The organism is Paenibacillus sp. MDMC362, assembly GCF_003269305.1.
GTDB lineage: Bacteria > Bacillota > Bacilli > Paenibacillales > Paenibacillaceae > Paenibacillus_AQ.
Genome location: NZ_QLYT01000038.1, coordinates 75889 through 100653 on the forward strand (window position 1 = coordinate 75889; position 24765 = coordinate 100653).

At 46.9% G+C, this 24765-nt stretch carries 22 protein-coding genes and 1 pseudogene; 15 read left to right on the forward strand and 8 right to left on the reverse strand.

Annotated elements, in window-relative coordinates; genetic code table 11:
- The first annotated feature begins 373 nt into the window (after positions 1-373).
- The 5 genes from DP091_RS19370 to DP091_RS19390 all read left to right on the forward strand — a co-directional run bounded on the left by DP091_RS19370 (position 374) and on the right by DP091_RS19390 (position 7727).
- Positions 374-2689, forward strand: a complete 2316-nt coding sequence (locus tag DP091_RS19370; protein WP_113059834.1) for a helix-turn-helix domain-containing protein — start codon at positions 374-376, stop codon at positions 2687-2689.
- A 276-nt stretch (positions 2690-2965) separates the two neighbouring features.
- Entirely contained in the window at positions 2966-3940 is a 975-nt protein-coding gene (locus DP091_RS19375) for an ABC transporter permease (protein ID WP_181469869.1), read from the forward strand.
- A 24-nt stretch (positions 3941-3964) separates the two neighbouring features.
- Entirely contained in the window at positions 3965-4885 is a 921-nt protein-coding gene (locus tag DP091_RS19380; protein WP_113059835.1) for a carbohydrate ABC transporter permease, read from the forward strand.
- 53 nt (positions 4886-4938) lie between these two features.
- Positions 4939-6597 (forward strand): ABC transporter substrate-binding protein, encoded by a 1659-nt coding sequence (locus DP091_RS19385; protein WP_113059836.1) that lies wholly within the window; start codon positions 4939-4941, stop codon positions 6595-6597.
- Between the two features lie 242 nt (positions 6598-6839).
- Entirely contained in the window at positions 6840-7727 is an 888-nt protein-coding gene (locus DP091_RS19390) for a sugar phosphate isomerase/epimerase family protein (protein WP_113059837.1), read from the forward strand.
- 157 nt (positions 7728-7884) lie between these two features.
- Here DP091_RS19390 and DP091_RS19395 read toward each other — a convergent pair.
- The 5 genes and pseudogenes from DP091_RS19395 to DP091_RS19415 form a co-directional block, all read right to left on the reverse strand.
- A pseudogene (locus DP091_RS19395) lies at positions 7885-8010 on the reverse strand (SRPBCC family protein); the annotation flags it as partial.
- Positions 8011-8113: 103 nt separating this feature from the next.
- A complete protein-coding gene (locus DP091_RS19400) occupies positions 8114-8515 on the reverse strand; it encodes an ester cyclase (RefSeq protein ID WP_113059838.1) in 402 nt (133 codons plus the stop codon).
- 70 nt (positions 8516-8585) lie between these two features.
- The gene (locus DP091_RS19405; protein WP_113059839.1) at positions 8586-8933 is read right to left on the reverse strand and encodes an ester cyclase; all 348 of its coding nucleotides are present in this window, start codon (positions 8931-8933) and stop codon (positions 8586-8588) included.
- 47 nt (positions 8934-8980) lie between these two features.
- Positions 8981-10153: an SGNH/GDSL hydrolase family protein gene (locus tag DP091_RS19410; protein WP_113059963.1), complete on the reverse strand. Its 1173-nt coding sequence runs from the start codon at positions 10151-10153 to the stop codon at positions 8981-8983.
- Positions 10154-10343: 190 nt separating this feature from the next.
- Positions 10344-10895, reverse strand: a complete 552-nt coding sequence (locus tag DP091_RS19415; protein WP_181469870.1) for an NADPH-dependent FMN reductase — start codon at positions 10893-10895, stop codon at positions 10344-10346.
- 192 nt (positions 10896-11087) lie between these two features.
- On the opposite strand from DP091_RS19415, the gene DP091_RS19420 reads away from it, so the two are divergent.
- From DP091_RS19420 to DP091_RS19440, 4 genes are all read left to right on the forward strand, one after another.
- Positions 11088-11852 (forward strand): ArsR/SmtB family transcription factor, encoded by a 765-nt coding sequence (locus DP091_RS19420; RefSeq protein ID WP_113059841.1) that lies wholly within the window; start codon positions 11088-11090, stop codon positions 11850-11852.
- Between the two features lie 302 nt (positions 11853-12154).
- Positions 12155-13285 carry an alpha/beta fold hydrolase gene (locus tag DP091_RS19430; RefSeq protein ID WP_113059842.1) on the forward strand — a complete coding sequence of 377 codons (1131 nt, stop codon included), beginning with the start codon at positions 12155-12157 and terminating at the stop codon, positions 13283-13285.
- A gap of 17 nt (positions 13286-13302) precedes the next feature.
- Complete coding sequence (locus tag DP091_RS19435) at positions 13303-13734, forward strand: hypothetical protein (RefSeq protein WP_113059843.1); 432 nt, start codon at positions 13303-13305, stop codon at positions 13732-13734.
- Complete coding sequence (locus tag DP091_RS19440; RefSeq protein WP_113059844.1) at positions 13727-14395, forward strand: DUF998 domain-containing protein; 669 nt, start codon at positions 13727-13729, stop codon at positions 14393-14395. The genes DP091_RS19435 and DP091_RS19440 overlap by 8 nt, the downstream gene beginning before the upstream one ends.
- 293 nt (positions 14396-14688) lie before the next feature.
- On the opposite strand, the gene DP091_RS19445 is transcribed toward DP091_RS19440, so the two are convergent.
- Positions 14689-16665 (reverse strand): ATP-dependent DNA helicase, encoded by a 1977-nt coding sequence (locus tag DP091_RS19445; protein ID WP_113059845.1) that lies wholly within the window; start codon positions 16663-16665, stop codon positions 14689-14691.
- 271 nt (positions 16666-16936) lie between these two features.
- Between DP091_RS19445 and DP091_RS19455 the strand changes: the two genes are divergently transcribed.
- The 4 genes from DP091_RS19455 to DP091_RS31420 all read left to right on the forward strand — a co-directional run bounded on the left by DP091_RS19455 (position 16937) and on the right by DP091_RS31420 (position 19334).
- Positions 16937-17794: a S1C family serine protease gene (locus DP091_RS19455; RefSeq protein WP_113059847.1), complete on the forward strand. Its 858-nt coding sequence runs from the start codon at positions 16937-16939 to the stop codon at positions 17792-17794.
- A gap of 360 nt (positions 17795-18154) precedes the next feature.
- Positions 18155-18397 carry a hypothetical protein gene (locus DP091_RS19460; RefSeq protein ID WP_113059848.1) on the forward strand — a complete coding sequence of 81 codons (243 nt, stop codon included), beginning with the start codon at positions 18155-18157 and terminating at the stop codon, positions 18395-18397.
- Positions 18398-18809: 412 nt separating this feature from the next.
- Complete coding sequence (locus tag DP091_RS19465; protein WP_258394616.1) at positions 18810-19085, forward strand: hypothetical protein; 276 nt, start codon at positions 18810-18812, stop codon at positions 19083-19085.
- A gap of 96 nt (positions 19086-19181) precedes the next feature.
- A complete protein-coding gene (locus DP091_RS31420) occupies positions 19182-19334 on the forward strand; it encodes a hypothetical protein (RefSeq protein WP_181469871.1) in 153 nt (50 codons plus the stop codon).
- 232 nt (positions 19335-19566) lie between these two features.
- On the opposite strand, the gene DP091_RS19470 is transcribed toward DP091_RS31420, so the two are convergent.
- Positions 19567-20754, reverse strand: coding sequence for an MFS transporter (locus DP091_RS19470; protein WP_113059849.1), 1188 nt, complete (start codon positions 20752-20754; stop codon positions 19567-19569).
- A 397-nt stretch (positions 20755-21151) separates the two neighbouring features.
- Here DP091_RS19470 and DP091_RS19475 point away from each other — a divergent pair, with 397 nt between their 5' ends.
- Both DP091_RS19475 and DP091_RS19480 read left to right on the forward strand, forming a co-directional pair.
- The gene (locus DP091_RS19475; protein WP_113059850.1) at positions 21152-21742 is read left to right on the forward strand and encodes a TetR/AcrR family transcriptional regulator; all 591 of its coding nucleotides are present in this window, start codon (positions 21152-21154) and stop codon (positions 21740-21742) included.
- A 196-nt stretch (positions 21743-21938) separates the two neighbouring features.
- Positions 21939-22415, forward strand: coding sequence for an HIT family protein (locus DP091_RS19480; RefSeq protein WP_113059851.1), 477 nt, complete (start codon positions 21939-21941; stop codon positions 22413-22415).
- A 1039-nt stretch (positions 22416-23454) separates the two neighbouring features.
- Here DP091_RS19480 and DP091_RS19495 read toward each other — a convergent pair.
- The gene (locus tag DP091_RS19495) at positions 23455-24549 is read right to left on the reverse strand and encodes a hypothetical protein (RefSeq protein ID WP_113059854.1); all 1095 of its coding nucleotides are present in this window, start codon (positions 24547-24549) and stop codon (positions 23455-23457) included.
- Between the last annotated feature and the right edge of the window lie 216 nt (positions 24550-24765).

Sequence of the window (24765 nt, forward strand, 5' to 3'; positions counted from 1 at the left end):
CACCGTCAACGGTACTGGTAGTTATCACAAAGGTAAATCATTTTAACAAAGAGCTGTCTCCAGGCCATACAGGCGACTTGGAAGGGCAGCTCTTTGTTTTGGGCTGGAATTGATCCGAAATTTCAGCCGTAAACGGTTGGATGCATGAAAGGGAGCAAAGCAAGTTCTGGGTTCCTCCTATGCCCTAGGCGATTACTCCGGGTTTATCCTATTGCCTTGTAAAGGAGTTTTGCGGCCATTCTTCTCCTAGCCGGTAGCCATATCGTAAGCAAATTGTACCCCGAGGAAGGAATTGTACCTTTTTCTTGCGAACAGTCAAGTGTATCATCGTATTGCCTTACTTTGAGAACGCTTTCTATTGAGGAGGGTACGTATGCAGCGTTTATGGTCCAAGTTCTCCCCGGTGTTCCGCAGATTTCTGATTTCCTACTTGATTGTGCTCTTGATCCCCCAAATTGCGGGCTATGCATCGTACAGGACTTCGATTGAAGTGGCGAAAGCAAGCTCAATCGAAAACAGTCTGAGTTCCTTGAATCTGGGAAAAGAGATCATCGAGCGTCATCTGGTGGAGGTGGAAACCTTCACGAAGCAGCTTGCGATCAATCAGGATCTATATCGTCTGATCGCTGATCCCAAGCCGCTCGACAGCAACAACGTTTACGGCTTGGGACGCATGCAGCGCAGCCTGTCCATGTACAGCAGCACGAATGATTACCTCTCCGATTTCTTCATCTACATACGTAATTACAACACCATTATTACGCCGAATACCGTCTATTACCGGCCCGAGCATTATTACGAGGCGAATCGGCTTGAAGGGTTGACGTTCGAGGAGTGGGAGGAGGCCGTATTGAAGAAGCCGCATCTAAACGAGATGATGCCGCTTAAGAAATATAGGCGGGAAATCCGCGACACGGTGTTTGTCGAGACGCCGGCCGTCACGTTTCTGCAATCGATCCCGCTTAACAGCTTTAACAACCCGCAGGCGATGATCGGCGTACTGATCGATGAAGATCATATGGGCAGCCTGCTGCAAAATATCGTGGACCAATACGGGGGCTGGGCGTTGGTTGCTGATCGGGAAGGCAGCTTGATCTTGTCCAAGGGCATCGGAGAAGAGGAGGCCAAGCGCTTCACCGAAGCTTCTTCCGATGAGAACGGCGAGGTCATCCCCACGGGAGACGGACGGCTGTTGATCTCCATCCGGTCCGATCTGAACGGCTGGACCTATATGGCCGGAATACCGGAGCAGGCGCTGATGACGAAGGCCGATAGAATTCAGCGGGTCACGACGACGTTTACGCTGACTGCGCTGTTCATTGGCTTGCTGATTGGACTTGTCCTCGCTTACCGGCACAGTGCAAAGGTCCAGTCGCTCCTGTCCGTGTTTCGCGAACAAAACCACATTTCCCGGGAGAAGATCGGCAACGAGTACGATTTCCTGGCTGGCAATATCGCGGCTTTGATCGCTAACAACAAATTGCTGGAGTCCTCACTGAACGATCAGCTCCCGCTGCTTAGGGATGCGTTTATCAAACGGCTGCTGACTGGCGACTTCTATACGCTGCGCGAACTCGAAGCGGTCTCCAGTCAGACGGGAGTCCAGCTCCGCGGCGAGCAAGGACGCGCAGGCATTCTGAAAGTCGCCGGATATGGCAGTGCCGACAGCGAAGAAATCATCCAGGAACTCAGCGTTGCCCGGTTGATCGTCCGGCAGGCTTTGAGCCGGCTGGAACCCGATGTGCTGGTTACGGACTGGGGTTCGGACCAGATCGCTTTCGTGCATCCGATTGCCGAAGAGGCGCTGGACGTCTTTACTCGCCGCCTGGATGCCGGTTTGCTTGAACTGATCGATACCGTATATCGGCATCATCGATTGTCGATCACGATCGGGCTGGGTTCGGCGTTCGAAGCGTGGAACGGCGTGGCCGACACTTTCAACGAAGCGCAGCAAGCGCTGGAATATGCCGTTCACACCGGGGCAGTCGGCATCACCCGGTTTGAGGATGCGATGAAGGCTACGGAGCTGTACTATTATCCGATTGAATCCGAACAACGCTTGCTCAATACGCTTAAGGCGGGTGAACTTGAGGAAACAAGCCGCCTTCTTGACCAGCTGTTCAGCCGGAACTTTGAAGAGAGGGAGCTGTCGTACGATATGACGCAGCAGTTCGTAATGGAGCTCAAGGGAACCTTTCTGAAGCTGGCCGAACAAAGAATATTCCACAACGAGCCGCTCACCGACCATATCAAAGAGCAGATCGCTGCAGTTGCGACGACGGACGGGGTCGATCAGCTCAGGGAGCGATTCGGGCAGCTCATTCATGAGATCTGCATGGATGTCCGGAAGAAAAAATGCGACATGCACGCCGAAACGGTGGGTGAGATTATCCGCTACATCCACGAGCGTTATTCCGACGCCGAGCTGACGCTTTATCGTATCGCGGAGCATATTGGGAAGCCCGAGAAATATATCTCCCAAATGTTCAAGGAGCACACGGGAACGAATCCTTCGGACTACGTTGAACTGGTGAGGATCGGCAAGGCGGCCGAGCTGCTGCAGCAGAACCTTTTGACGATTGACGAGATCGCCGCGCAGGTGGGGTATAATAGCGCGCATTCGTTCCGGAGGGCCTTCAAGCGGGTTCGCGGCGTGTCGCCGAGCACATTTCGGCAAATGGCCGATTAAGGAGACGGCGGGTTCGCCAATCTTTTTGTGGAAAAGAGGAAGGTCAGCCGCCTGCTTAAACGAATGGATCGAACGTCTTGGCGGATGTTTTTTAATCGAACCCGCCTAATGAAAAACCGAGCGAAATCAAGGCCTGGAGAGCATCTGTTTCCGAAATTGTACGGTAAGGGAGAAAGTGTGCCTTTACGAAGCCGAGCTTGCAATTTTATGATTACGCACAAGAAAGCGCTGCCAAATAAGTTCTGGCTTCATTGGCAGTTACTCATCGAAGGAGGGATGGAACTGAGTACTCTATTTTCCAAGTCCAAAACGGTCAGAGCCCCGAGCGGCAAGCGCTCGGAAATCGGAAGAGCCGCCTATCGAAGCTTCAGAAGACATTGGCAGCTGTATCTGCTGGTCATTCCGCCGGTCTTGTACTTCATCATCTTCAAGTACTTGCCGATGGCAAACGCCGTGCTAGCATTCAAGAATTATAACGTGGTGAAAGGGATTTGGGGGAGTCCATGGGTCGGCACACAGTATTTCGAGATGTTTTTTCGCAACCCGGCGTTCGCGACGCTGATCAAAAATACGCTGTACATTTCGTTCTATCAATTGATCGTCGGGTTTCCGATCCCGATTCTGCTAGCGCTGGCCTTGAACGAGGTGAAGAGTGCAAGGTTCAAAAAAACCGTGCAGATGGTCACCTATGCGCCATATTTCATCTCCACGGTGGTCATGGTGTCCATCATCATGCTGTTCTTGTCCCCGCGTCTTGGGATCGTGAATACGATTACTGGCGCGCTTGGTTTTGAAGCGGTCAATTATCTTGGAGAGCCTGGCATGTTCCGCACGATCTACGTGCTGTCCGACGTATGGCAAACCATGGGCTATTCCGCCGTCATTTATCTTGCTGCCCTGGCGGGCGTGGACCCGTCCTTATATGAAGCGGCCAAGGTGGACGGCGCCAATCGGTTCCACAAGATCATCAATGTCGATCTTCCTGGGATCTTGCCGGCAGCGGTCATCATTCTGATTCTCAGCGTAGGCAACATCATGGCGCTCGGCTTCGAAAAAATGTACTTGCTGCAGAATCCGCTGAACCTGTCCACGTCCGAGATCATTTCCACGTATGTGTACAAAATCGGATTGCTGAACGCGAACTACAGCTTCGCCACGGCGGTCGGATTGTTCAATTCTTTGATCAATCTGGTGCTGCTCCTTGTCGTCAACGCCATTGCCAAGCGGGCTTCCAATACAAGCCTTTGGTAGATATGAAAAAAGGGAGTGAGTGACATGAACGCATTGCGGTCCAGTTCCGGAAGCGGCCGGAGCGTGAGGATCAAGGAGTCGCTGGGAGACCGCATCTTTCTGACCGCCACCTATATCTTGCTGACCTTGGTTCTAATTGCCGTCCTGTATCCGCTTATTTACATCGTAAGCTCATCACTGAGCAGTCCGAGCGCCGTCTCTGCAGGCAAGGTGTGGCTGTGGCCGGTCGACGTATCCTTTGCAGGGTACGAGGCGGTGTTCCGAAACGGCCAGGTGCTGACAGGCTATGCCAATTCGCTGTTTTATACCGTTGCAGGCACGTTCATCAGCGTATCCCTGACGATCATGGTTGCATACCCGCTGTCGAAGAAGTCGTTTTTCGGCCGCACGCCGCTTATGGTATTCATTACTTTCACCATGCTGTTCTCCGGCGGATTGATCCCGACCTATCTGGTCGTCAAATCGATGGGCATGATCGATACGCGCTGGGCGCTGCTCATTCCGAATGCCGTGTGGGTGTGGCAGGTCATTATCGCTAGAACCTTCTTTCAGACCTCGATCCCGGATGAGCTTTCAGAGGCGGCGGATATCGACGGCTGCAGCGACATCCGCTACATTTTCAGCGTCGTTCTTCCGCTAGCCAAACCGATCATCGCCGTGCTCTCGCTTATGTACGCGGTGGGGCAGTGGAACGCTTATTTCGATGCCCTGATTTACTTGAAATCGCAATCGCTCTATCCGCTTCAGCTCATTCTCCGCAGCATTCTCATCTTGGGCAGCGGAACGGGCAACATGGACGCCGGGGAGATGGTGAAGCAGCAGCAAATGGCCGAGCTGATGAAATACTCGCTCATTGTGGTGGCAAGCCTCCCGGTGCTGGTGATCTATCCGTTCGTACAGCGTTATTTTGTGCAGGGCATGCTGATTGGCTCCGTGAAGGGCTGATCCCGGGCTGCTCTCATTGTGTTGCTTGACCAATTCGTGAGGAGGAGATAGATTTGAGAAAAACAGGAACCCGTCTGCTTGTACTCATACTGATGCTTGGTTTGGTGCTTGCCGGATGCTCCGGCGGAAACGACAACGAAGGAAGCGAAGGGACAGAAGGCGGCTTACAGGATTCCGGTGAGAAGGTTACGATCAACGTATTTGCCCATCAAAGCTCGGATGTGGATTTGAAAACCAATAAGTTTACGAAAAAAATGGAAGAGCAATTCGGCATCAAGTTCAACTGGACAACCGTTCCGTTCGATGGTGCGGCCGAAAAACGCCAAATTTCGCTTGCGTCCGGCGACTATCCGGATTTGTATATGCTTATTCCTTGGGTGGACCGTTTCTCGCAGACGGACTTGCTGAAGTTCGGGCAGCAGGGGGTGATCGTTCCGCTTAACGACCTGATCGAAGAGCATGCTCCCCACATTAAGGAAGTACTGGAGAACAACGAATATTATAAAGCCATGAACACGGCTCCTGACGGCAAGATTTACGGATTGACCGGCTTAAACGAATGCTTCCACTGCTCATACCCGAATAAAATGTGGATCAATACAAAGTGGCTTGATCAGCTCGGACTTGCCAAACCGACGACGCCGGAAGAATTCAAAGCGGTCCTTGAAGCCTTCAAGACGCAGGATCCGAACGGAAACGGCAAGGCGGACGAAGTGCCGCTCAGCGGATCCGTCGAAAATTTCGGCGTTCACGTGATTCCGTATCTCATGAACGGCTTTATTTACAACGACGACAGAACGTATCTCATCATGAAGGAGAGCAAGATCGACACCGCGGCGAACAAAGCGGAATGGCGGGAAGCGCTGGCCTACATCAAATCGCTGTATGACGGCGGACTCATTGACCCGGGGGCGTTTACGCAAAATGCGGGTGCGTACAAAAAAATCGGGGATAACGCCGACGCACAGCTTTTGGGTGCCGGAGCAGGCATGCATCCCGCGCTATTCTTAACCACAGGAGAAGATGCACCCTACAGCAAGGACTACAACCCGCTTGCGCCTCTGCAAGGACCGCACGCCAATTATGCAACGTTCAACTATCCGATCGATCCGGGCGCATCCTTCGTTCTGACGAATAAAGCGAGCAAAGAGACGCAGATCGCCGCCATTAAAATGCTGGATTATTTCTATACGCAAGAAGGGGCAATGCTCTCTTATCTCGGTGAAGAGGGAAAGAGCTGGCGCAAGCCGCAGGATGGGGAAATCGCACTCAACGATAAAGTGGAGCCTCTCTATAAATCGATCCCGCTCGAATCCGGGGAGCAGCCCCGCAATGACAGCTGGGGAGCACTCACCCAATATAACCATCACCGGGCATACCGCGATGCCGAGGTTCAGGGCACGGATATTTACGCGAACGATGGTTACGAACGCCGCCTGTACGAGGCAACGTTACTGATGGAAGGCAAGGAGCCGAAAGAAATATTCCCTCACTGGGCGCTATGGGTCGATCCGTTGGTCGCCGATGAAGCCAGCATGATGCAGACCAACATCAAAGACTATGTCGACCAGAACGCTCTGCTGTTCATTACCGGCGCCAAGAGTCTGGATAAAGATTGGGAGGATTACGTGAAAGGACTGGACGGTTTGAACATACAGCGTTATCTAGAAATCATGCAGGCTGCCTACGATTCATCGACGATATCGAAGTAGGCTGCGGCGCGGTAAGCTCGGATTCTGGGGCAGGAGTCCAGCGCGCAGGTAGCGGAGGGCGACAGCTGGCACCTGCCGGAATCGAAGAAGATCAAGGCTTTGGTGGTGCTGGAGGAGTCAAGTCTAGAAACTCCCGCAATATTGAACTAGTGAAGCACAAGATAGGACGAGAAAAAGGAGGGAAATCTAGTTATACTGAACTTGCATACGCATACTAACATTAAATTGGGAGTGTAAATTACATGGCGAATTTATTGCGCATCGGAACGCTGGTTGGCGGCGGGGATGCTGCACGCGTAATTCCTCAGATTGCGCCTCACGGCTTTGAATCGTTCAGCCTTACCTTCTGGCAGACGACCGGTGCTACCGATCTTGTGGAGACGGCCAAGCGAGTTCGTGAGCTGCAAGCTGAACACGGTTTTATCGTGTCAACGCTTGGGATCTTCGGCAATCCGCTGACCGGAGAAGGCGGTAATGCTGATACTTTGGCGAGCTGGGAGCGTCTGATCGATCATGCCCATCTGTTCGGCACCGATATCATTTCCGGTTTTACCGGACGATTGACGGGCGAATCCATCGACGCCTCGATTCCGCAATATGCGAAGGTGTTCGGCGAGCTGTCCAAAAGAGCGGCAGATCAAGGCGTCCGCATTGCGTTCGAGAACTGCGATATGGGCGGGACATGGGAGACGGGGGATTGGAACATTGCCCATAATCCGACGGCATGGGAGATGATGTTCAACGCCATCCCGTCGGACCATATCGGTCTGCAGTGGGAGCCTTGCCACCAGATGGTCTCTTTGATCGATCCGATTCCGCAGCTGCGAAAATGGGTGGATAAAGTATTCCACGTCCATGGCAAGGATGCGACGATTGCTTGGGACATCGTGAGGGAATATGGCATTCACGGGCCGAAGCCTTATGTATGGCACCGTACGCCCGGATTCGGCGACATCGACTGGACCAACATCATCACGATTTTGCGGCAGGGCAACTATGAGGGAACGATCGATATTGAAGGCTGGCATGATCCCGTATATAACGGGGAGCTTGAGATGACGGGACAGGTTCATGCGCTTCATTATTTGAAGCGATGTCGAGGTGGAGATTACATACCGAATCCGGTATGATTTCTACTACTTTAATTTTTGTCGGGTGACAAAAACATTGTAACATTCTCGATATGATTTCTTCGCCGGCGGTAGACGTCCTATCATTAAACTAACGGGCAGGATAGTTATAAACAAAAAATCACCTGTGGTTGGTGTTTTTTAGTGTCGGCTATATTCAATTGAAACTGGTGTAAACGATTTTTTCCGACGCAACAATTTCACTGTATACAAATTTAACCCACATGATGTCGCCGTCAGAAGGTTTCTGGCTGTAATGAAAGACACCGCCCGGCCGGAAATCTGCTTTTGCAACATGGACCTATTGCCGATTCGATAAGTTCCTTACAAACGTACTACCGACCCAAGTGGTGGATCGGTAGTACGTGAAGTGTATTTATGGGAAGTTAGCTGCCTCGAATTTGGCTCCACATGGTCACCATGTCGATCCAGCCTCGATGCTCGGCGATCTTGCCGTCCTCCACACGATATTGACGGTACAGCGTGACATCAATCGTATTGCCCGTGGGCGCGGTTCCAAAGAACATGCCTTGATGTGTGCCTTTCACCGTCATTCTCACGAGCACCTTATCCCCTTGACCGATGATCTCTTCCACGGTGTATTGTTTATCAGGAAATGCCTCCAAGATCGTTGCTGCGAATTTTTTCAGACCTTCCTTGGATTGGTAAGAAAGCTCTTGATAATCGTTGGACAGAAATCGATCTACGGAGTCCAATTCACTCTGATTCCAAAATGCCTCGATAAATTGGTTTACTGTTTCCACATTTTTTTGTTCCATCGTTTTCATTCTCAAACATCTCCTTATAAATGGGTTATTAGGAATTAGTTAACGGCGAAATGTCGTGCTTTAACAGCGGTTATTGAGTCTGGATTTGAGGCAAAAGCGTAGCCGTATCGAACCAGCCGCGGTGATCTGCGATGTCTCCGTCGATGACCCGGAATTCGCGGAACTGTGTTACCTTCACGTTTTTTCCCGTAGGTGCATTTCCGGCAAAATGGCCAGCATGCACAGCCGTCATGAAAATTCTAGCGATGACCTTCTCGCCTTGGGCCAGGATTTCTTCCACGGTAAACCGCCGATCCGTAAAAGCCTCCACGATTTGCGGGGCAAAGAATTGATCGGTCTTTTCCAACATGCCCTGATTTGCAATGTCCTCGATAAACGCGGTTACCACTTCTGCATTTTTTTGTTCCATCGTTTTCATATAAAACATCTCCTTTTTTAATGTTTATTGAAACCAGTTGTACTGGGTCAAACCAAATCGGATTTTATAAACAGGGACAATGGAATACACTCGGCTAATGCTTTGAATCCGGCATCGCTAGGATGAAGATGATCGCCGAAATCATAGACGGGAAGCAGCTGTTCGGGATGCTCCGAATCAGCCAGCGCAGTGTTAAAGTCGATAATACCGTCAAATACTTCGTTGGTCAGGATCCAGCGGTTCACTTCCTGCCGGATGAGCTCCTTCTCATTGGAGTAGTACGGAGCGCCGCCAAACGGTGGGAGGGTAGCAGCAAAAATGCGCAGTCCGTTCTCATGTACTTGGGCTGCCAATTCCCTCATTCCGTCAATAATCTGATTTGCGGTCGCATTTCCGAGTCCAATATCATTGATTCCTTCGAGAAAGATCACATCGGTAACTCCAGAATGTGAAAACAGGTCACGATCCAGGCGAGAAAGCACGCTTTCTCCACCTATTGGCAAACCAACCGCTGGCCCCTTTTTCAATATTTGATTGCCAACGATTCCCGCATTGAGAACGGAGATCGGATAGGAGGGATGTTCTCGACGAAGTCGTTCAAAGAAAATATCCGGCCAACGATGGTTAGCATCTGGAGTAGATGTACTCCCCTCTGTAATGGAATCACCAAGTGCGACAAAGACACATAAAGGCTCACCTTGTGTTAAAACCTCCATACCGGATAGCCAGTAGTAAGAATGAATTTTCTTTCGGAAAAAATCCGCGCTATTATCGTCGGCATGATTCCCCTCGGCGACATAAGTCGATCTAGGAGGCGAAAAATGCCATGTCGAGGTTCGTGTCGACTCAGGAACATAAACGCTGACAGCTACGTCAACATGTTCATTTACTTGGAGATCGACAGGGTCCGAATAAACTTCTTCCCCTGCAGGAATGACGATGGAGAATTGACCATTCAAGGCAACTTGCCGACTAGTACCGGGAACGGTTTCCCCATCTTTTGCGGCTAATGCTGCTGTTACTGTGCCGAAGACCGCAGGCTCGGAACCGTAAAGATTGGAAAACTTCAGGCGGATCTTTGAACCGAAGGCATGCGGATGTATAATCATTCGGATGGTCTGATCTTCGAATCGCTCTTCGGCAAAGTTCCCATCAAAGTACGTTTGACTTGCAAACCAAGATCCCATCCAATGGCCGTCAGAATACTTATGTTCATTCATTATCAAGAAGAAACATCTCCTTTGGTATCATGTTACCATTTGGTAACCTAATGATGATAAGAAAAACGTCTATCGACGTACTTCAAAGAAGATACACCGCGTTAAGCTGTAGCTTTTCTTGCGAGATAAGGGTGGGTGTTAAACTACGGAAGTTTATACTTTCTGATCTCTTAAAAAAGGGATTGTGCTGTTAGTTTGCTGCCGCTGCTATCGGTGTTAGCTTAAGGGTCAGATCCACGAAGCTGCTCACCGCATCTCGTACCCGGTCTTTCATACCCTCATCTATCGGAGCGCCTTCGGGACCAAACGTGTTCGATCCATATCCGATCGAAATCCACTGCGAACAGTTAATTCCGTGCAAATTGCGTACAATAGTCTGCAAATGCGACAGCGAGCTAACTCCGAGCGGACCGCCGACGGAACTTACGGAAAGCACTGCCTTGCCCGCAACCTGGTTTCCGGTTATATAGTCTAGGGCGTTTTTAAGCGCTCCTGATACGGAGCCATGGTATTCCGGCGTTGCAAGGATCAAACCGTCTGCCTCTGCGATTGCTTCCAATACATGCTTAACGTTAGGATGGAAATCCCAGTTGTCGGGTGAAAAAAGCGGCAGCTGCAGCTTCGATAAATCAACGAATTGGACTGATATGTTCTGGGCTTCTAAAAGGCTGTCAATATACCGAAGTAGGTTCGTACTGCTTGCGTTTGTGCGGTTACTGCCTGCAATCAAGGTTACTTTCATCTTCAACATCACCTTTCATTTTCAAATGGTTGTCAGAATGGATATGCAAGTCACCGGCTGACAAACAGATCCGTTTGTGATATCATGTGACCATTAAGTCACCTGTTATGTTTTTATAATACGTTACCATAAGGTAACGTGTCAAGCGGTACAATTAAATATTTTTCAAATCGACAGGAAGGCGGTGTTTTGATGGAGAATGACATATTCAAAGCGCTTGCGGATCCCAGCCGCCGTAAGCTTTTAGATTTGCTTCACGCTTCTGATGGGCGGACTCTGAGTGATCTCTGCGAGCCCCTCGACATGTCCAGATTCGGCGTCATGAAGCATCTGAATATATTGGAGGAAGCCGGACTCATTACATCGAGAAAAATAGGCCGTGAAAAGCTTCATTATTTGAATGCGGTGCCCATTCGTCATATTTATGAGCGATGGGTGAGTAAATACGCCGAACCATGGGTGATCGGATTAACATCTCTTCAAAACGAATTGGAGCGTGATACAAATATGGATATGAAACCCCGGAATATAAACCAGATAGCGATTAAAGCAATGCCAGAACAAGTGTGGCAAGCTCTCACGGACCCGGCCAAAACGTCGAAGTTTTGGTTCAACTGCGCCATCCGCACCACCTGGGAAATCGAATCTCCATTCGAACTATGGAACGGGGAAGAGAAGAAAGCAGAAGGGATCATTCTCGAGATGGATCCCCCAAAAAAACTTATGATGAGCTGGCGGTTTGTTTCGTTTCCGGGTACGGAGATGGACACCCCGTCGCGCATTACGTGGGAGATCGGTTCGCATGCCGAGCTTCATGGCGTGACCCTAGTAACGGTGGTCCATGATGAATTCGAAAACGCAATGAGCACTGCAAAGATTCTTGAAAATGGGTTGCCGATTGTTCTTTCAGGTATGAAGACGTTGCTTGAAACCGGGGAAGCGCTCGCTGGCGAATAAAAGAAGGTACTCGCAAAATATAAGGGCATAGGAAAGTACTCATCCATTGATGCCAATACAAAAGAGGCATCCTCGTAAAGCTTTAAATTTATGCGGGGCTGTCTCTTCGTGTTTACGGGTTTTGATTTGAGTTAATTTTTTATATATGTTTTCATGTATATACGTCATTGTGTATATTAAGTTCATGAGATCAGCAACAATTCAGTTAAAGCCTCGATGCCGGACCGTTCCAGGAGCCGGATGAATGGTTTGATTCTTTCAGAATTCTATTGGAAGAGCGTCTCGACAATCTCGAGGAGTAAATGCTGGACTACAAGAATAAGAAGGAGGACTTATGGCAGGTATCAACAGTTTTATCTAGAGGCAGAGCCACATATGACGTAGTAGAGGCATCGGGCAAACTAGTGTACTTAGACACTTTTTCCGACAGCGATTGGAATATCGTTTCGGATAGCGAAATGTACACAACCGTGTTGTTCGAGGAGAAAAGAGGGGGGACGCGGATTAGCATCGTGACGCGATTCGCTACCAATGAACAATTGGACCGCGCTGAAGCGATAGGCATGATTGAAGGATTCACCGATGCTTATGATCGACTGGAAGAATACTTAGAAACGTTAATGGGAGGCAAAAACACAATGGAAACCGTTATTTCAAAAGATGGGACACAAATCGCTTATACCAAACAAGGGACTGGCCCTGCAATCATCCTCATATCATCGGCAGCGGCTGATTATCAGGATGCTTCTCCGTTAGCCGAGCACTTGTCGGTCAACTTCACCGTATACAATTACGATCGTCGCGGTCGAGGCCGCAGTACGGATACCTCACCTTACGAGATCGCACGTGAAGTGGAAGACATTGAGGCTTTAATTACAGTCGCCGGAGGGCAAGCTTACTTGTTCGGAAGCTCATCCGGGGCCGTGTTGGCGCTTGAGGCCGCGAACTTGTTAGGAGATTCAGTCGCAAAGCTCTTCTTATATGAACCGCCATTCATAATTAACGACAGCCGTAAGCCGGTACCTAGTGATTACGTCGAACATTTGAATGGACTAATCAAAGCCGAGAAAAGGTCTGAAGCAGTCGAATATTTCGCATCCGAGGCTCTAGGCATTCCCGGGGAATATATCGACTATATGAAAGCCGATCCTTCTTGGAACAGGATGGAGTCCCTGGCGCATACTCTTGCTTATGATGGCATCATTATGGGAACGACGCAATCCGGGAACCCGCTGCCAACCGGCAGATGGAACGTTACGATTCCTACTTTGGTTATGACAGGGGAAAACAGCGAACCGCTTTTCCATGACGCGGCACGCGCACTTGTCGAAATTCTTCCAAAGGCTGCTGCACATTCGCTTGCCAGTCAAGATCATTCCGCTGTTATCATGGCTCCTGATGTTGTAGCAAAAGCCATAGCGGATTCCGAATAAGTAAGGAGAGTGGGGGCATGACGAATATTCAAACGTTGGACCGACTAGTCGGTACTTGGCAAATCAGCGGCGGAGCAGAAGGAACGGTAATCTACGAGTGGATGGAAGGCGGGCACTTTTTGATACAACACGTCCATCTTTCCCAGAACGGACAAGAAGTGAAAGGGATCGAGATGATTGGGCATTTAAAACCCTTCGGCGAAAGCAAGAGTCCGGATATTCGGTCCCGTTATTATGATACGTTAGGCAATACCTTCGATTATGTGTATGAATTGGAAGGGGACTCACTCGTCATTTGGGCTGGAGACAAAGGATCGCCTTCCTATTATAAAGGGGCATTCCGCTCTGACGGAGATACCCATTCGGGGGCATGGCATTACCCCGGCGGGGGAGGTTATGAAACGATGATGACGAGAGTCTCGCCAGCAGGAGGGATGGGCATTGGTTAAGCAGTTGGTTATAGCAAAACCTTTAACGGTGACGGCTTCCAGATTCGCGCTAGCGTCAATTTTCTCAGGTGCATTGTTCGTGCTTCTCCTATGCAGCCTGCATCTGCTGCAGCCCGAATTTGATCCGACATGGCGTTTTATCAGCGAATATGCACTTGGCGACTTTGGTTGGATGATGCACCTGGCTTTTGGATTGCTGGCATTTGCTCAAATCAGCGTAGCAATTACGATATTCCCGCATATACGTACGGTTACGGGTTACATCGGACTTGTAATTCTTGGAATCAGTGCAATAGGCGTAATAATCGCAGGCATTTTCGTGACCGATCCCATCTCCGTTAGTCCGGATGATGCAACGTTTAGCGGCAGCATGCACTCATTTGGAGCGATGCTGGACTACACGCCGGTAGCCGCATTACTGATTAGTCTTTCATTATGTCGACTTGATGTTTGGCGTCCTGTGAAGAGAGTGCTGCTCACAAGTGCGAGTATTGCAATCGTCGCGATGCTGGTATTTGTGTTTCAAATTCCGCAAGACGGGCATTTCGGACCGGAGGTTTTAGCTGGTATGTTCGGACGGTTCTTAATCTTGGCGGAGATTACGTGGCTGATTATTGTAGGGATTCATGGAGCCAAGCTCGGAGCTTCTAAATATATGTAATCGAGGTAAACGCAGAAGAAAAAATACATGTATTGTTATTGCAGGGGAAAAACAGAGATGCCATGATTGGAGTGGTTGTTCGAGAACTCCAGACAATCCAGAAAATTACTTGAATTTTTACGTTCCAATTATATTGATTACATCTCAAAATAGTGTCTATGAGTAACATTCCCACACATAATACAGTATAAAAACACCTGTTCTGATACGCTTCAGGTCTGCTTTATGACTTGAATAACGTTACAGAACAGGTCTTTTTCCGAGCTTACTTTAATACGATTTCGAAGGACTAATTACAACGATTCTACTTCAAGTATAGCTCCAGGCGGCAATACGGCTTCAACTCTATCTCTGACATGCTGATTGAGCAAAATTTCCGCATCCAAGATGGCTGCAATCCCCTGATCCGTCGACGAGCGAATGAGTCTACCTAATCCTTGTCGTAAGCGAAGCAGCATATATGGCAGGTCTACTTCTTCATATGCTGAATCAGCGGCTTCCCGTTTAGCCATAAATACAGGATCCTCCGGTGGATAAGGCAGTGACCAAATTATAACATTGGATAATGAAGGTCCCGGTACATCCAACCCCTCCCATAGGCTTGCCGCACAGAGCACGCTTTCCTCTGTATTTTGGAACTCAGCTATGAGGCTGCTAATCTCACGGTCACCTTCATACAGCATGGTATAGGATGCGAAATCTGGATGGTGCGAAGCGACTTGCTTAAACCCGCGAAGCTCATTCATAGTTCTAAATAACAATAGAGCTCGTCCTTCGGTACGTTTAATTAGCTTGGCCGCCAGGCCCGGCTTCTTGGCAGCAGCAACCTCACTCCTAATCTCTCCATCTTGCAAAAGTTCACGCGGTGCTAAGAGCTTCATCTGCTTCTCGTAATCGTAAGGAGAGTTCACGGAAAAAGATAAAAATTCGCTAATTCCGAGACTTCCTGCTACGTAATCAAAAGATCCATCTACCGACAAGGTTGCTGATGAGAATACAATCGGCATCTGAAGTCCGAATACCCGTTCCTCCAGCACTTCCTTGACCGTTTGCGGCATAATGGCAAGTGTTGCAGCCCCATCCTCATTTTCTTCCGCCCAGCAAATGAACGTATCTGGATCACGGAACAGATGAAGCGCAGTTTGGATCATCTCCAGATGCTCCTCAACGATACGCAGCTTATATTCATCAAGCGTATGCAAGCCACTCTCAAAGACCAGCTCTTCATCAATAGCTTCGATCGTACCTTTCCAGCGATTCAGTTCTTGAAGAAGCTCCTCATCCATTCGGATTTGTTTTCGATCAGAACCGGGTATCGCTGTACTTTGCTCCGCTACCAGAGAAAACACAAGCTGACTCTGATCAATGGAATCTTCAATTCGTTCGGCTAGCGTTTCCCTGATCTCTCCATCTAGCAGACGTGTAATAATCTCTTCAAATGCACTATGTTTCAGCTTATAACTGAGGGCATGTTGTGCTGCCGATTCGAGTAAATGTCCTTCGTCAAAGACGACTGAACTATGTTCCGGGAGCAGTGGAAGCTGACCTTCTCTTTTTCTTCCCTCATAGGTCCACACATGTTCCATGTAGTAATCATGGGAACAGATAATAAGGTCTGTAGATTTTCGATAATGGTCCCGAGATAAGGTCATGCCGCAGCGATGTCTTTGATCGCATACAAAACAATCCTGAAACGAATCCCAGTTGATCTTATTCCACTGTTCATCATTCAGATGAGGGTATTCCTTACGATCGCCGTAAGGGTAAAAAGATTGCATGGTTCCTGGGGAATGAACAAAATCAGGAAGATTTTCATACACGTCTTCAATAACCGCCGCATCTTCATCCTGAAGACGAACGCCGTCTATTTTTTTAAGACATAGATACTGATCAGGGGATTTACCGAGTCGCGCATCAATTTGTAAGTCCAAATAACGGGCAAGCTTAGCTATGTCTCCTTCCTGTTTTACAAGTTGCTCAATGAGCGACTCATCTGCACAGGCAATCACTGCAGGCTTGCGTGTATATCTTGCATAGTTAACTGCATAAAGCAGATACACGAGTGTTTTTCCAGTACCTACCCCAGCTTCAGCAAAAATAGTTTTCTTACTGGCATAGGCTCTTTCCAATTGGTAGGCCATAAATATTTGTTCATCCCGAACATCAAATCCATGTTCAGGTAACACATCATAAAAAACATCCGCAACCCAATCGCCGACCTGCTTGACGAACGGTTCTGACGGATCATAGGAGAAAGGATATCGCTCCACGCTTACGCCTCCGACACTGTCAAATTCTTATTAGGAAAACTACAATTATCTCATGAAAGAAAAGGTTTGGCAACCTGTTTTTCTCATCGTTTCAAAGAGACAGGAAGTGAACACTATGTCCAAAACGATAATAATTAAAAAAACAAAGCTGCATTTCAATGAGATTGTAGCTTGTTTTACTTGTATTATACGTTTTATCCAATCGTTTCCGATCGCGGTCTGCCAAGGTTTGGTATAATTATCTTAAATCCGTGTTTTTATTCTATTTCTCTTGAGCAGGGAGGTATTTTCCATCCGTAACGATGAGCCGAATGATCCCAAAACATCCGCCGATCCGGTAAATGATACTGATATCCCACTTGAATGGGAAGAAGAATTTTGGAACCTGGAAGATGACAATGAAGAAGATGAGTTGAATCCACCACCCAAAAGAACATGGATCAAAAAAACAATTATTATTATGTTGGCCATTCTTCTACTCGGTAATCTAATTGCTTTTATACCACAGATTTATAATCTACCGACACTACGGTTTTTGAAAAAGGATTCACAGTTATCACAAGATGAACAGATCCAGCAATATAAGCAAGCCGTTGTCAACGTTAGTATTGATGGTCGGAAAGGTACAGGGTTTAATATCGCTCCAAACGGACTCATTATAACGAATCAACATGTTATGGATAATGACAAGGCTTGCATCATCCAATTCTTTAATGGAAAAACATATTTGGCAGATGTTATCGTAAGTGACAGCGAGATCGATATCTCCATACTAAAAATTAGAGACAATGCGAACAACCTACCTACACTCCAATTGGAAACAGAGATAGCCTATCAAGAAGGCGACCCTATTCATGTCATCGGAAATCCGCTAGCATTCTCTCGAATCGCCACTGAAGGCACATTGCTAGGATTTACCCCATTAGAGAGTCCACAGCTCCCCATGCTCATGATACAGGCTCCAATTCATAACGGAAACAGCGGCAGCCCTGTTATTAACAATAAGGGAAATGTGATTGCAGTTGTGTATGCCACAACAACTACATCACAGGGAGGCCGCTCTATCCCCATAGGTCTTGCTATTCCAATCGATTATTTGGAGAAATATGAAAAGATTATGTTTCAATAGTAGTAGGCAGCCGATCCATATGGATCGGCTGCTTTTGTTCATCTAACGGGCAGGATCGTTTTAACGCTCGAATAACCCCGAGTATGAAATTAATTGCGAAGCTTAAAAATTAATCGAAATAACCAATTATCACAACCTGAAACCACCTCTAATCATTAACGTAGCATATTGTAAATAAATAGCATTGAGGTGACAAGATCTTATCATATTAAGAAGTTCCGGCCTCATCTCAAGGAGAACTAAACATCTTATAACAATAACTTGATGTTTCTTTTCTTAACTTCTCCCTTAGGCAATGGAAGATCGTTTTATTGTGACCTAATCTTTATATATCTTAATTGGAAAAGAGGTTGTGAATCAATGAATAGCAAAATTAGATGCGGGATCGTATTATTAGCGCTGAGTTTGTTTCTTAAGCCAATATTGGCGATTGTGGGACTGGATGAAACGTTGTTCGGATTGCTCTGGCAAGGTGAAACTGTGTTTTCATTGAGTCCATTCTTAGTGCAATTTATTCTGGCAGTCATTGGTATTATCATGCTTATCATCGGAGGGATGCAGGTAGCAAGGCAGAAAAACAGTAGTTTAAAGGAAAGAGAATGATCTTGCTACGATAACAAAAAGGATAACGATTTACAAGATGAAACATTAGGTCAGTCCAGTCGCTGTTATAGCATTTTTTTATTTTATCGGTACAATTTCGTATCCGACAGGATTTTTTTATGTAACTTTGTTTCCTTTATTGGTGTTTACTAAGTTGAAGGAAACGAGAAAGTGGATCATAAATCATATGAAGAAGTGAAGATGTCTAAATTTATAAAAACCATAACTTTGAGCACGGCTATAATCCTCAATAAGCCATGGCTTTGAAATTATTCATTGCTGTACTTCTTGGTATACCGTTTACGATTATAATTCCAATGCATACCTGAAACATCTTAGAAGGGGGGAGTGATCATGAATAAGAAGTATTTAAGAAGAGCTACAATCATTGCAGCAATGTTGTCTTGTATTAATGAGCGCATTATTTATAGTCAGAGAACCTATAGTTAATAAGCAAGTTGTAGACTCGACTATTAATGACACCACTCCACCAAAGAAAGCATTATCAGATTCGCAAATTGAATACAACAGAAAAGCACTAACGGAACCGGCGCAAAGGGTAGTAACTGAATATGGAGATTTTTATTATGCTCCTTTTCCAAAACAATTTCCAAGAGATGAAGTCGCTAATCTAGATATTGAAGAGAAAGTGACCAAAGAAACAAACCAGGTAATAGTAAGGGGTTAATTTTATGAAAAAAAATAGAGATAATTTCATCGTATACGTTTTTATCCGGAACCTGAATTAATTAGCGCAATAGGCGTAGATGGCACTGCAGGATATGTGCTGAAAAAAGATTTAGACGGTGAACAACCAAAGTCACCACAGGATGCCATCGCGATACAGCACAATAGATCACCAGATGGTCGTGATATCCCTCTTTATGATGTTGAAGGAACAACCGTGATTGGTGTGTTTCATGTTGGAGGAAAATAACAATAAAGTATGCCCAGTGTTAAACTAAAGGGCAGGGGAGTTCTATAATTTACGAATACTCTACATATGGAATCATTTACGAACTTGGTGGATTACTGTTAAAGAAGTAATTTCCGGTTCGAAAGTAATTAGCGGCTTTTTTTTGTATTAGCGGTACAAGTTCTTGTCCCGAGTCGAGGACAAGAACTTGTACCGCTTGCCGATGAGATGAGTGTCTAATGTGATGGGCAGGTTATTCGCATGATGGGTTTGTGGAGGACTGCACCGCTGAATGCCGTGATGCCATGCTGGACAATACAAACACGGCAATAATGGCAATGATTACGCCGAGTACCCCAAACCAGGTAATGGATGCCAAAGAAACACGGTTAACGATCAGCCCGCCGATTCCTGCGCCGACAGCCATGGCAAGCTGCATCATGGAACTGTTCAAGCTCAGCATGACGCCCGAGGATTCAGGAACAAGCGAAACCAAATTAAATTGCTGCGCCGGAGCGGATGACCAGGCGGCAAAAGACCAGAGGATCAAAATGGCGAATACGGCAATGACCGACTGTCCGACCAAGGATAGCAAAATCAACGAAATGACGTGAAGCACCATCCCTGAAACGAGCGTGTATTGGATGCCCCGTTTATCTGCGCTGTAGCCGCCGACTTTCGAGCCAATCAAACTGGCAATGCCAAACACGAACAGAGCTGCGCTAATCAATGATTCATTTAAATGAGTCACCTCTAGCAAAAAAGGGGAGATGTAGGTATAGGCGAGGGAATAACCTCCCAACCAGAAAAAAGTAATCGCTAAAGCAACCAAAATCGGAGGTTTTTTTAACAAAGCGAATTGTTTGATCAAAGGGACAGGCTTGTCGCCCTGTATACGTGGAAAAACCGCAGCAATGACAAGCATGGCGAAGACGCCGACAATTGCGATCGCCAGAAATACCGCTTTCCAGCCAAAAGCGGAGGCTACCATTCTGCCGAGGGGGACGCCGATGATGAGCGATGCGGTAATGCCCATGGTGACGTTGGCGATAGCGCTAGCCTGCTTGCCTGGCGAAGCGATTTTGGAGGCGATGCTGAGCGCGTTAACGGTGACCACCCCGGCGCCTAACGCCGCAATGATTCTCGCGGCAATGAAGAGACCGAAGCCGGACAATATAAATGTCAGCAGATTAGCGGTAATAAAGAGACCCAGCGAATAAAGGAGGAGCTTACGCCGATCCATTTTGGCCGTCAGCGCCATCAAAATAGGCGTGCCGACCGCATAGGCCAGGGAATATACCGTAATGAGCTGCCCTGCTGCCGCAACACTTGTTCCCAACGTCTCTGCGATCCGGTCCAATATCCCGGAAATGATGTAATTGGATGTTCCAACTAAAAAGCTGACCAAGGCTAGAACGTAAACTTTCCATGTGTTCTTCATAATTCACTCTCCTGATGTGTTTTAAATAACTATTTTTATATCCCAAAATTCATGCATATATGATCAATTTCTCATATATTAGATATTTGTATTCATCAAATTAAAGAAGCTCCCAGTTGTTGACTGGCTCTAACATAGCTTTACAACACCTTGTTAGAATCTGATGCGTATAACTTGTAAAAGCCCTTAGCTCGCCGTTAAACCGACATGGGTTCTCTCCTCCTTTTAGAAAAGTGGCATTCTGCATTTTGCAATACAACGTTAGTTGTTTGAACAACACTTGTTGTATTTATATGCTATAATACCAACCGAATGGTGCGCAATGATCAATAACCATAAACCGTTGTATAGGCAACACCATTCCTATAATGTCGTTTTATTAGGGGAGATCTTAGCCATGACAATTAAGAAGAATGAAGCGGATCCTCGAGTGATACGTACACGGCGACTGCTTCAAGACGCTTTTGATTCATTAATTCAAGAAAAAAACTTTGAATCGATAACCGTTAAGGATATTACAGAGCGGGCTACAGTTAACAGAGCGACTTTTTATGCGCACTTTGTAGATAAATTCGAAATTCTAGAGGCCAGACTAATGGAATCCTTTATGAAAATCATAAATAGTAGAATAAGCGGTCACGAAGTATTAAATGAAGAAACCATTCAGAGTATTTTTCTGGGTATATGCGATTTTCACAAAGATCTAAGCACGATGTGCAAAAGAAGGTATACATCGCTTGGAGCTGTATTCGAACTTCAAATAAAGGAAAAAATTCAAACGATACTTCTTTCCTATATAGACAAAGACAAGATGCTATCGAGTCCAAACTCGCATTTCTCAATAAATACAGCTTCAATCATGTTAAGCTGGGGGATGTATGGGGCGGCTTACGTTTGGAACAATGAGGGGCGTCTCATGAGTGCGGAATCATTCGTTAAACAGACTATGCCCTTAGTGATGAACGGAGCCAAAGAACTGCTGGGATAGTTCCTGTCGTTCTTTGCTGCGGAAGAAACAAGATGATGCAATACGGACAATTTGTCGAATCCTTAACCAAATCATGTTCGATTCTCTTTTGCGATATCAACCATGTAGTACCCCGGGAGATAAGCAGCTTGAAGCGATGTCTGAAAAATTGAAAGATTGGCAGTTGGAGAAATATTAAAGGAGTTGAATAAGAAAGATGACATCATTTTCACATAAACCCGAAGGATACGAATGTCCATTTTGTTGTATTTGGGGAATCAATCGACCTAATCAGGGAACAAAGCTAAGTGATATCATCTATCAGAATGAAAAGGTAACGGCATTTATAGCGAGCAAATGGTGGCCAAACAATAAAGGGCATGTTCTTGTCGTTCCTAATCAACATTTCGAGAACATCTTTGAACTCCCTGCGGATTACGCTGGTGAAATTCACCGAGCGGCTCAGCTTACAGCGTTTGCCATGAAAAGTACATATGGATGCGATGGGATTTCTACGCGGCAACATAATGAGCCTGCTGGCAATCAAGACGTGTGGCATTATCATCTCCATGTTTACCCTAGATATGTGAATGATCAACTTTATCAGACAACGGGTGCTCAGTCCGATCCCGATGAACGCTCTTTATATGCTGATAAGTTGCGTTCTTGGATAAAGGAATACATGAAGGTCTAGGAGGAGCGAATGATAACCTAGTAGGAGAAGAACCTGAGATTACGTGGGCCCTAGTAAAATGAAACAATAAGGTTCTCTCATTCAGCAACGGGAACGATTGCACAACAACTAATTAGAGGAGACTTATGCATGAACGGCTCGAATCGTCAATATATGGATAGAAGCTGAGATATGGCCTAAAGGCTCATGGGACTGTAACGATGATAATACCGATGTTATTGTAGTCTTTCCGGATCGCTCCAAATGGATTGCAAGCTTCTTCACTTACCAAAACATCGAGACGTTAAGGCAAAAGAATATACAAACCGGTGAGTGCATGAACGGCTCATATTTTTGGTATAGCGACATGATATTAATTGACGTTATAAGCAGGGAAAGAATTGAACAACTTATCGACCATTTAATAAAACTGGATCATTTACAATCAGTCTTTAATCGCTACCATGATGTAGTTGCGGAAGAAGACGATAATTATCCTGTTTGTTTTTTTAATACCGAAGAACCGTTGAGATAACGGGAAACGTTAATTGAAAAGAGCTAGATGATAGCCGACCAATTCGATCGGATGCTTGCTATTATTCTAAGGGCTTGCCAGCTAAGGACGCATAATAAAATTCTGACGGAGAAAATGTTGCATTGGCAGACGGGTTATTGGAGAGGAAGGGGTACTATATCGGTCGTAACGGATGGTGTCACAAGCAATGAAACATTTCGACAAATGAAAAAAAAACAAGTACCGGTTATTTTTTCGACCGATACTGAAGAAGATTTTCGTTATATGATAGAGCATATTGAAAATGAATTTTGGATGACGACTGTCAAATGACACAAAAGTGACCACATTGTAGGAATTTGATACAAATAAGTCTACATTTTCACGGGAAACAACAACTCAATAAGGCAGCCGGCGAGAATGCGCGGCTGTTTTTTTATTGAGCTAACGGGCAGGTTAGTGAAACAAAAAAAGTGTTTAAAACTCTTTATATATGAGGTCAGTTTCATTCTAGCCGTGTTACTTACATCCGTATCAGCCGTTTGCTCATGTGCATTGACGGCATTTCTCTTGTCTCCGGTAATAGTAGCAAATGGTTGCTGCCCCCAGAGCAATCCCCCAGATTGGCATAAGCAGAAGCGGCGTTGTGCCTCCCCAATTCTGAAAATCACCGCTCATCGTAAACTCAAGAATGACTTGGATGCCGGTAACCGTTAACAGGATCGCAACGAATCCGGCAGGAAGGACGGCTAAAGCAGGAGGGACACGTTGACCACCCAAGATTGGAAACCAACGGGGGAAGCTTTCCCCCCAAGGCTTGATAAGTCCATGTGTGAGAAAGGCACCTCCGATCGAGACCAAGGCAAGTCCAGCTCCGGCCCAATCCGCCCCAGAAGCCTGCAGGCTGTACAGCATTTCATTGGTGATTCCAAAAGGTATTCCGAACAGCCAAGCTATACGAGTGATATCATAATAAAGTGGGGCTAGAATCGCTGCATAGGTTGCCCATCTTCCCAAACGAGCCACTACGTTCATCCGCTGTAACGTATGCCCCTTGTTGCTTCGTCCGCAATACCTGCAAGCATCGCGGGTGCGGCGCTGGTAGGTCAAAGCCGATGCGGCCCATAACAAACCGCCGATGAGACAAATATATTGGTTCACGACCGGCCATGTGAAGAAATCGAGATAGTTTAATGACTGTCCGAATAAGGCTCCGATCAAGGATACTGGGGCATATGCCATCCCCATCAGAGCGCGGGGATCCGGGATCGCAAAACAAAGGACCATGGCTGCGCTCCAAGCGTATAGCAGCATGATTGCTCGGGTGATCCCGCGGGTTTTCCGATTTAATATGAGTATAACCAATGCTCCCAGTAAACACAGGCAAGCGATGAACAGCCCGCCGTTAGCGGCTGCTGCCTGACGGAACAGGGAGTGAGCCGCCCCTGGATCATTAACCAAGCCTAGCGGGAAGCCCGGGCCCCCTGCCCACCAATATAGTCCAAACGCGCCGTAAGTGAGCGTCCAAATGAACGTCGCGTAAGGGACCCACTCCGGCCAACGCTTCCACCAATGCAGCGTTGGTGTTTCCGATTGATCCGGCAAGGCTGAGGATACGTTCTTTTCATTTGCGGGATTCATAGATCACGCCTCCTTATACATCGTTACGATAAGTATAAGAAGCCTGGGTAAACATGAGGTAAACGGGAACAAAACTCCACCCTAAATGTGCTCTGCCTGCAGCCTGATCAAAATGGAAGTCCCTTCACCAAGAGAGCTTTGGACAATTATTTTCCCGCCGTTCGCCTCGATAAATTTCTTAGCGATGGATAATCCAAGCCCCGCTGGCCACGGTGA

What these genes read in the sequence shown, in the direction of transcription:
- DP091_RS19370 (WP_113059834.1), top strand. Translation starts at nt 374, where the DNA reads ATGCAGCGTTTATGGTCCAAGTTCTCCCCGGTGTTCCGCAGATTTCTG.
- DP091_RS19375 (WP_181469869.1), top strand. Translation starts at nt 2,966, where the DNA reads ATGGAACTGAGTACTCTATTTTCCAAGTCCAAAACGGTCAGAGCCCCG.
- DP091_RS19380 (WP_113059835.1), top strand. Translation starts at nt 3,965, where the DNA reads ATGAACGCATTGCGGTCCAGTTCCGGAAGCGGCCGGAGCGTGAGGATC.
- DP091_RS19390 (WP_113059837.1), top strand. Translation starts at nt 6,840, where the DNA reads ATGGCGAATTTATTGCGCATCGGAACGCTGGTTGGCGGCGGGGATGCT.
- DP091_RS19400 (WP_113059838.1), bottom strand. Translation starts at nt 8,515, where the DNA reads ATGAAAACGATGGAACAAAAAAATGTGGAAACAGTAAACCAATTTATC.
- DP091_RS19405 (WP_113059839.1), bottom strand. Translation starts at nt 8,933, where the DNA reads ATGAAAACGATGGAACAAAAAAATGCAGAAGTGGTAACCGCGTTTATC.
- DP091_RS19410 (WP_113059963.1), bottom strand. Translation starts at nt 10,153, where the DNA reads ATGAATGAACATAAGTATTCTGACGGCCATTGGATGGGATCTTGGTTT.
- DP091_RS19415 (WP_181469870.1), bottom strand. Translation starts at nt 10,895, where the DNA reads ATGAAAGTAACCTTGATTGCAGGCAGTAACCGCACAAACGCAAGCAGT.
- DP091_RS19420 (WP_113059841.1), top strand. Translation starts at nt 11,088, where the DNA reads ATGGAGAATGACATATTCAAAGCGCTTGCGGATCCCAGCCGCCGTAAG.
- DP091_RS19430 (WP_113059842.1), top strand. Translation starts at nt 12,155, where the DNA reads ATGCTGGACTACAAGAATAAGAAGGAGGACTTATGGCAGGTATCAACA.
- DP091_RS19435 (WP_113059843.1), top strand. Translation starts at nt 13,303, where the DNA reads ATGACGAATATTCAAACGTTGGACCGACTAGTCGGTACTTGGCAAATC.
- DP091_RS19460 (WP_113059848.1), top strand. Translation starts at nt 18,155, where the DNA reads ATGAATAGCAAAATTAGATGCGGGATCGTATTATTAGCGCTGAGTTTG.
- DP091_RS19465 (WP_258394616.1), top strand. Translation starts at nt 18,810, where the DNA reads ATGAGCGCATTATTTATAGTCAGAGAACCTATAGTTAATAAGCAAGTT.
- DP091_RS19470 (WP_113059849.1), bottom strand. Translation starts at nt 20,754, where the DNA reads ATGAAGAACACATGGAAAGTTTACGTTCTAGCCTTGGTCAGCTTTTTA.
- DP091_RS19475 (WP_113059850.1), top strand. Translation starts at nt 21,152, where the DNA reads ATGACAATTAAGAAGAATGAAGCGGATCCTCGAGTGATACGTACACGG.
- DP091_RS19480 (WP_113059851.1), top strand. Translation starts at nt 21,939, where the DNA reads ATGACATCATTTTCACATAAACCCGAAGGATACGAATGTCCATTTTGT.
- DP091_RS19495 (WP_113059854.1), bottom strand. Translation starts at nt 24,549, where the DNA reads ATGAATCCCGCAAATGAAAAGAACGTATCCTCAGCCTTGCCGGATCAA.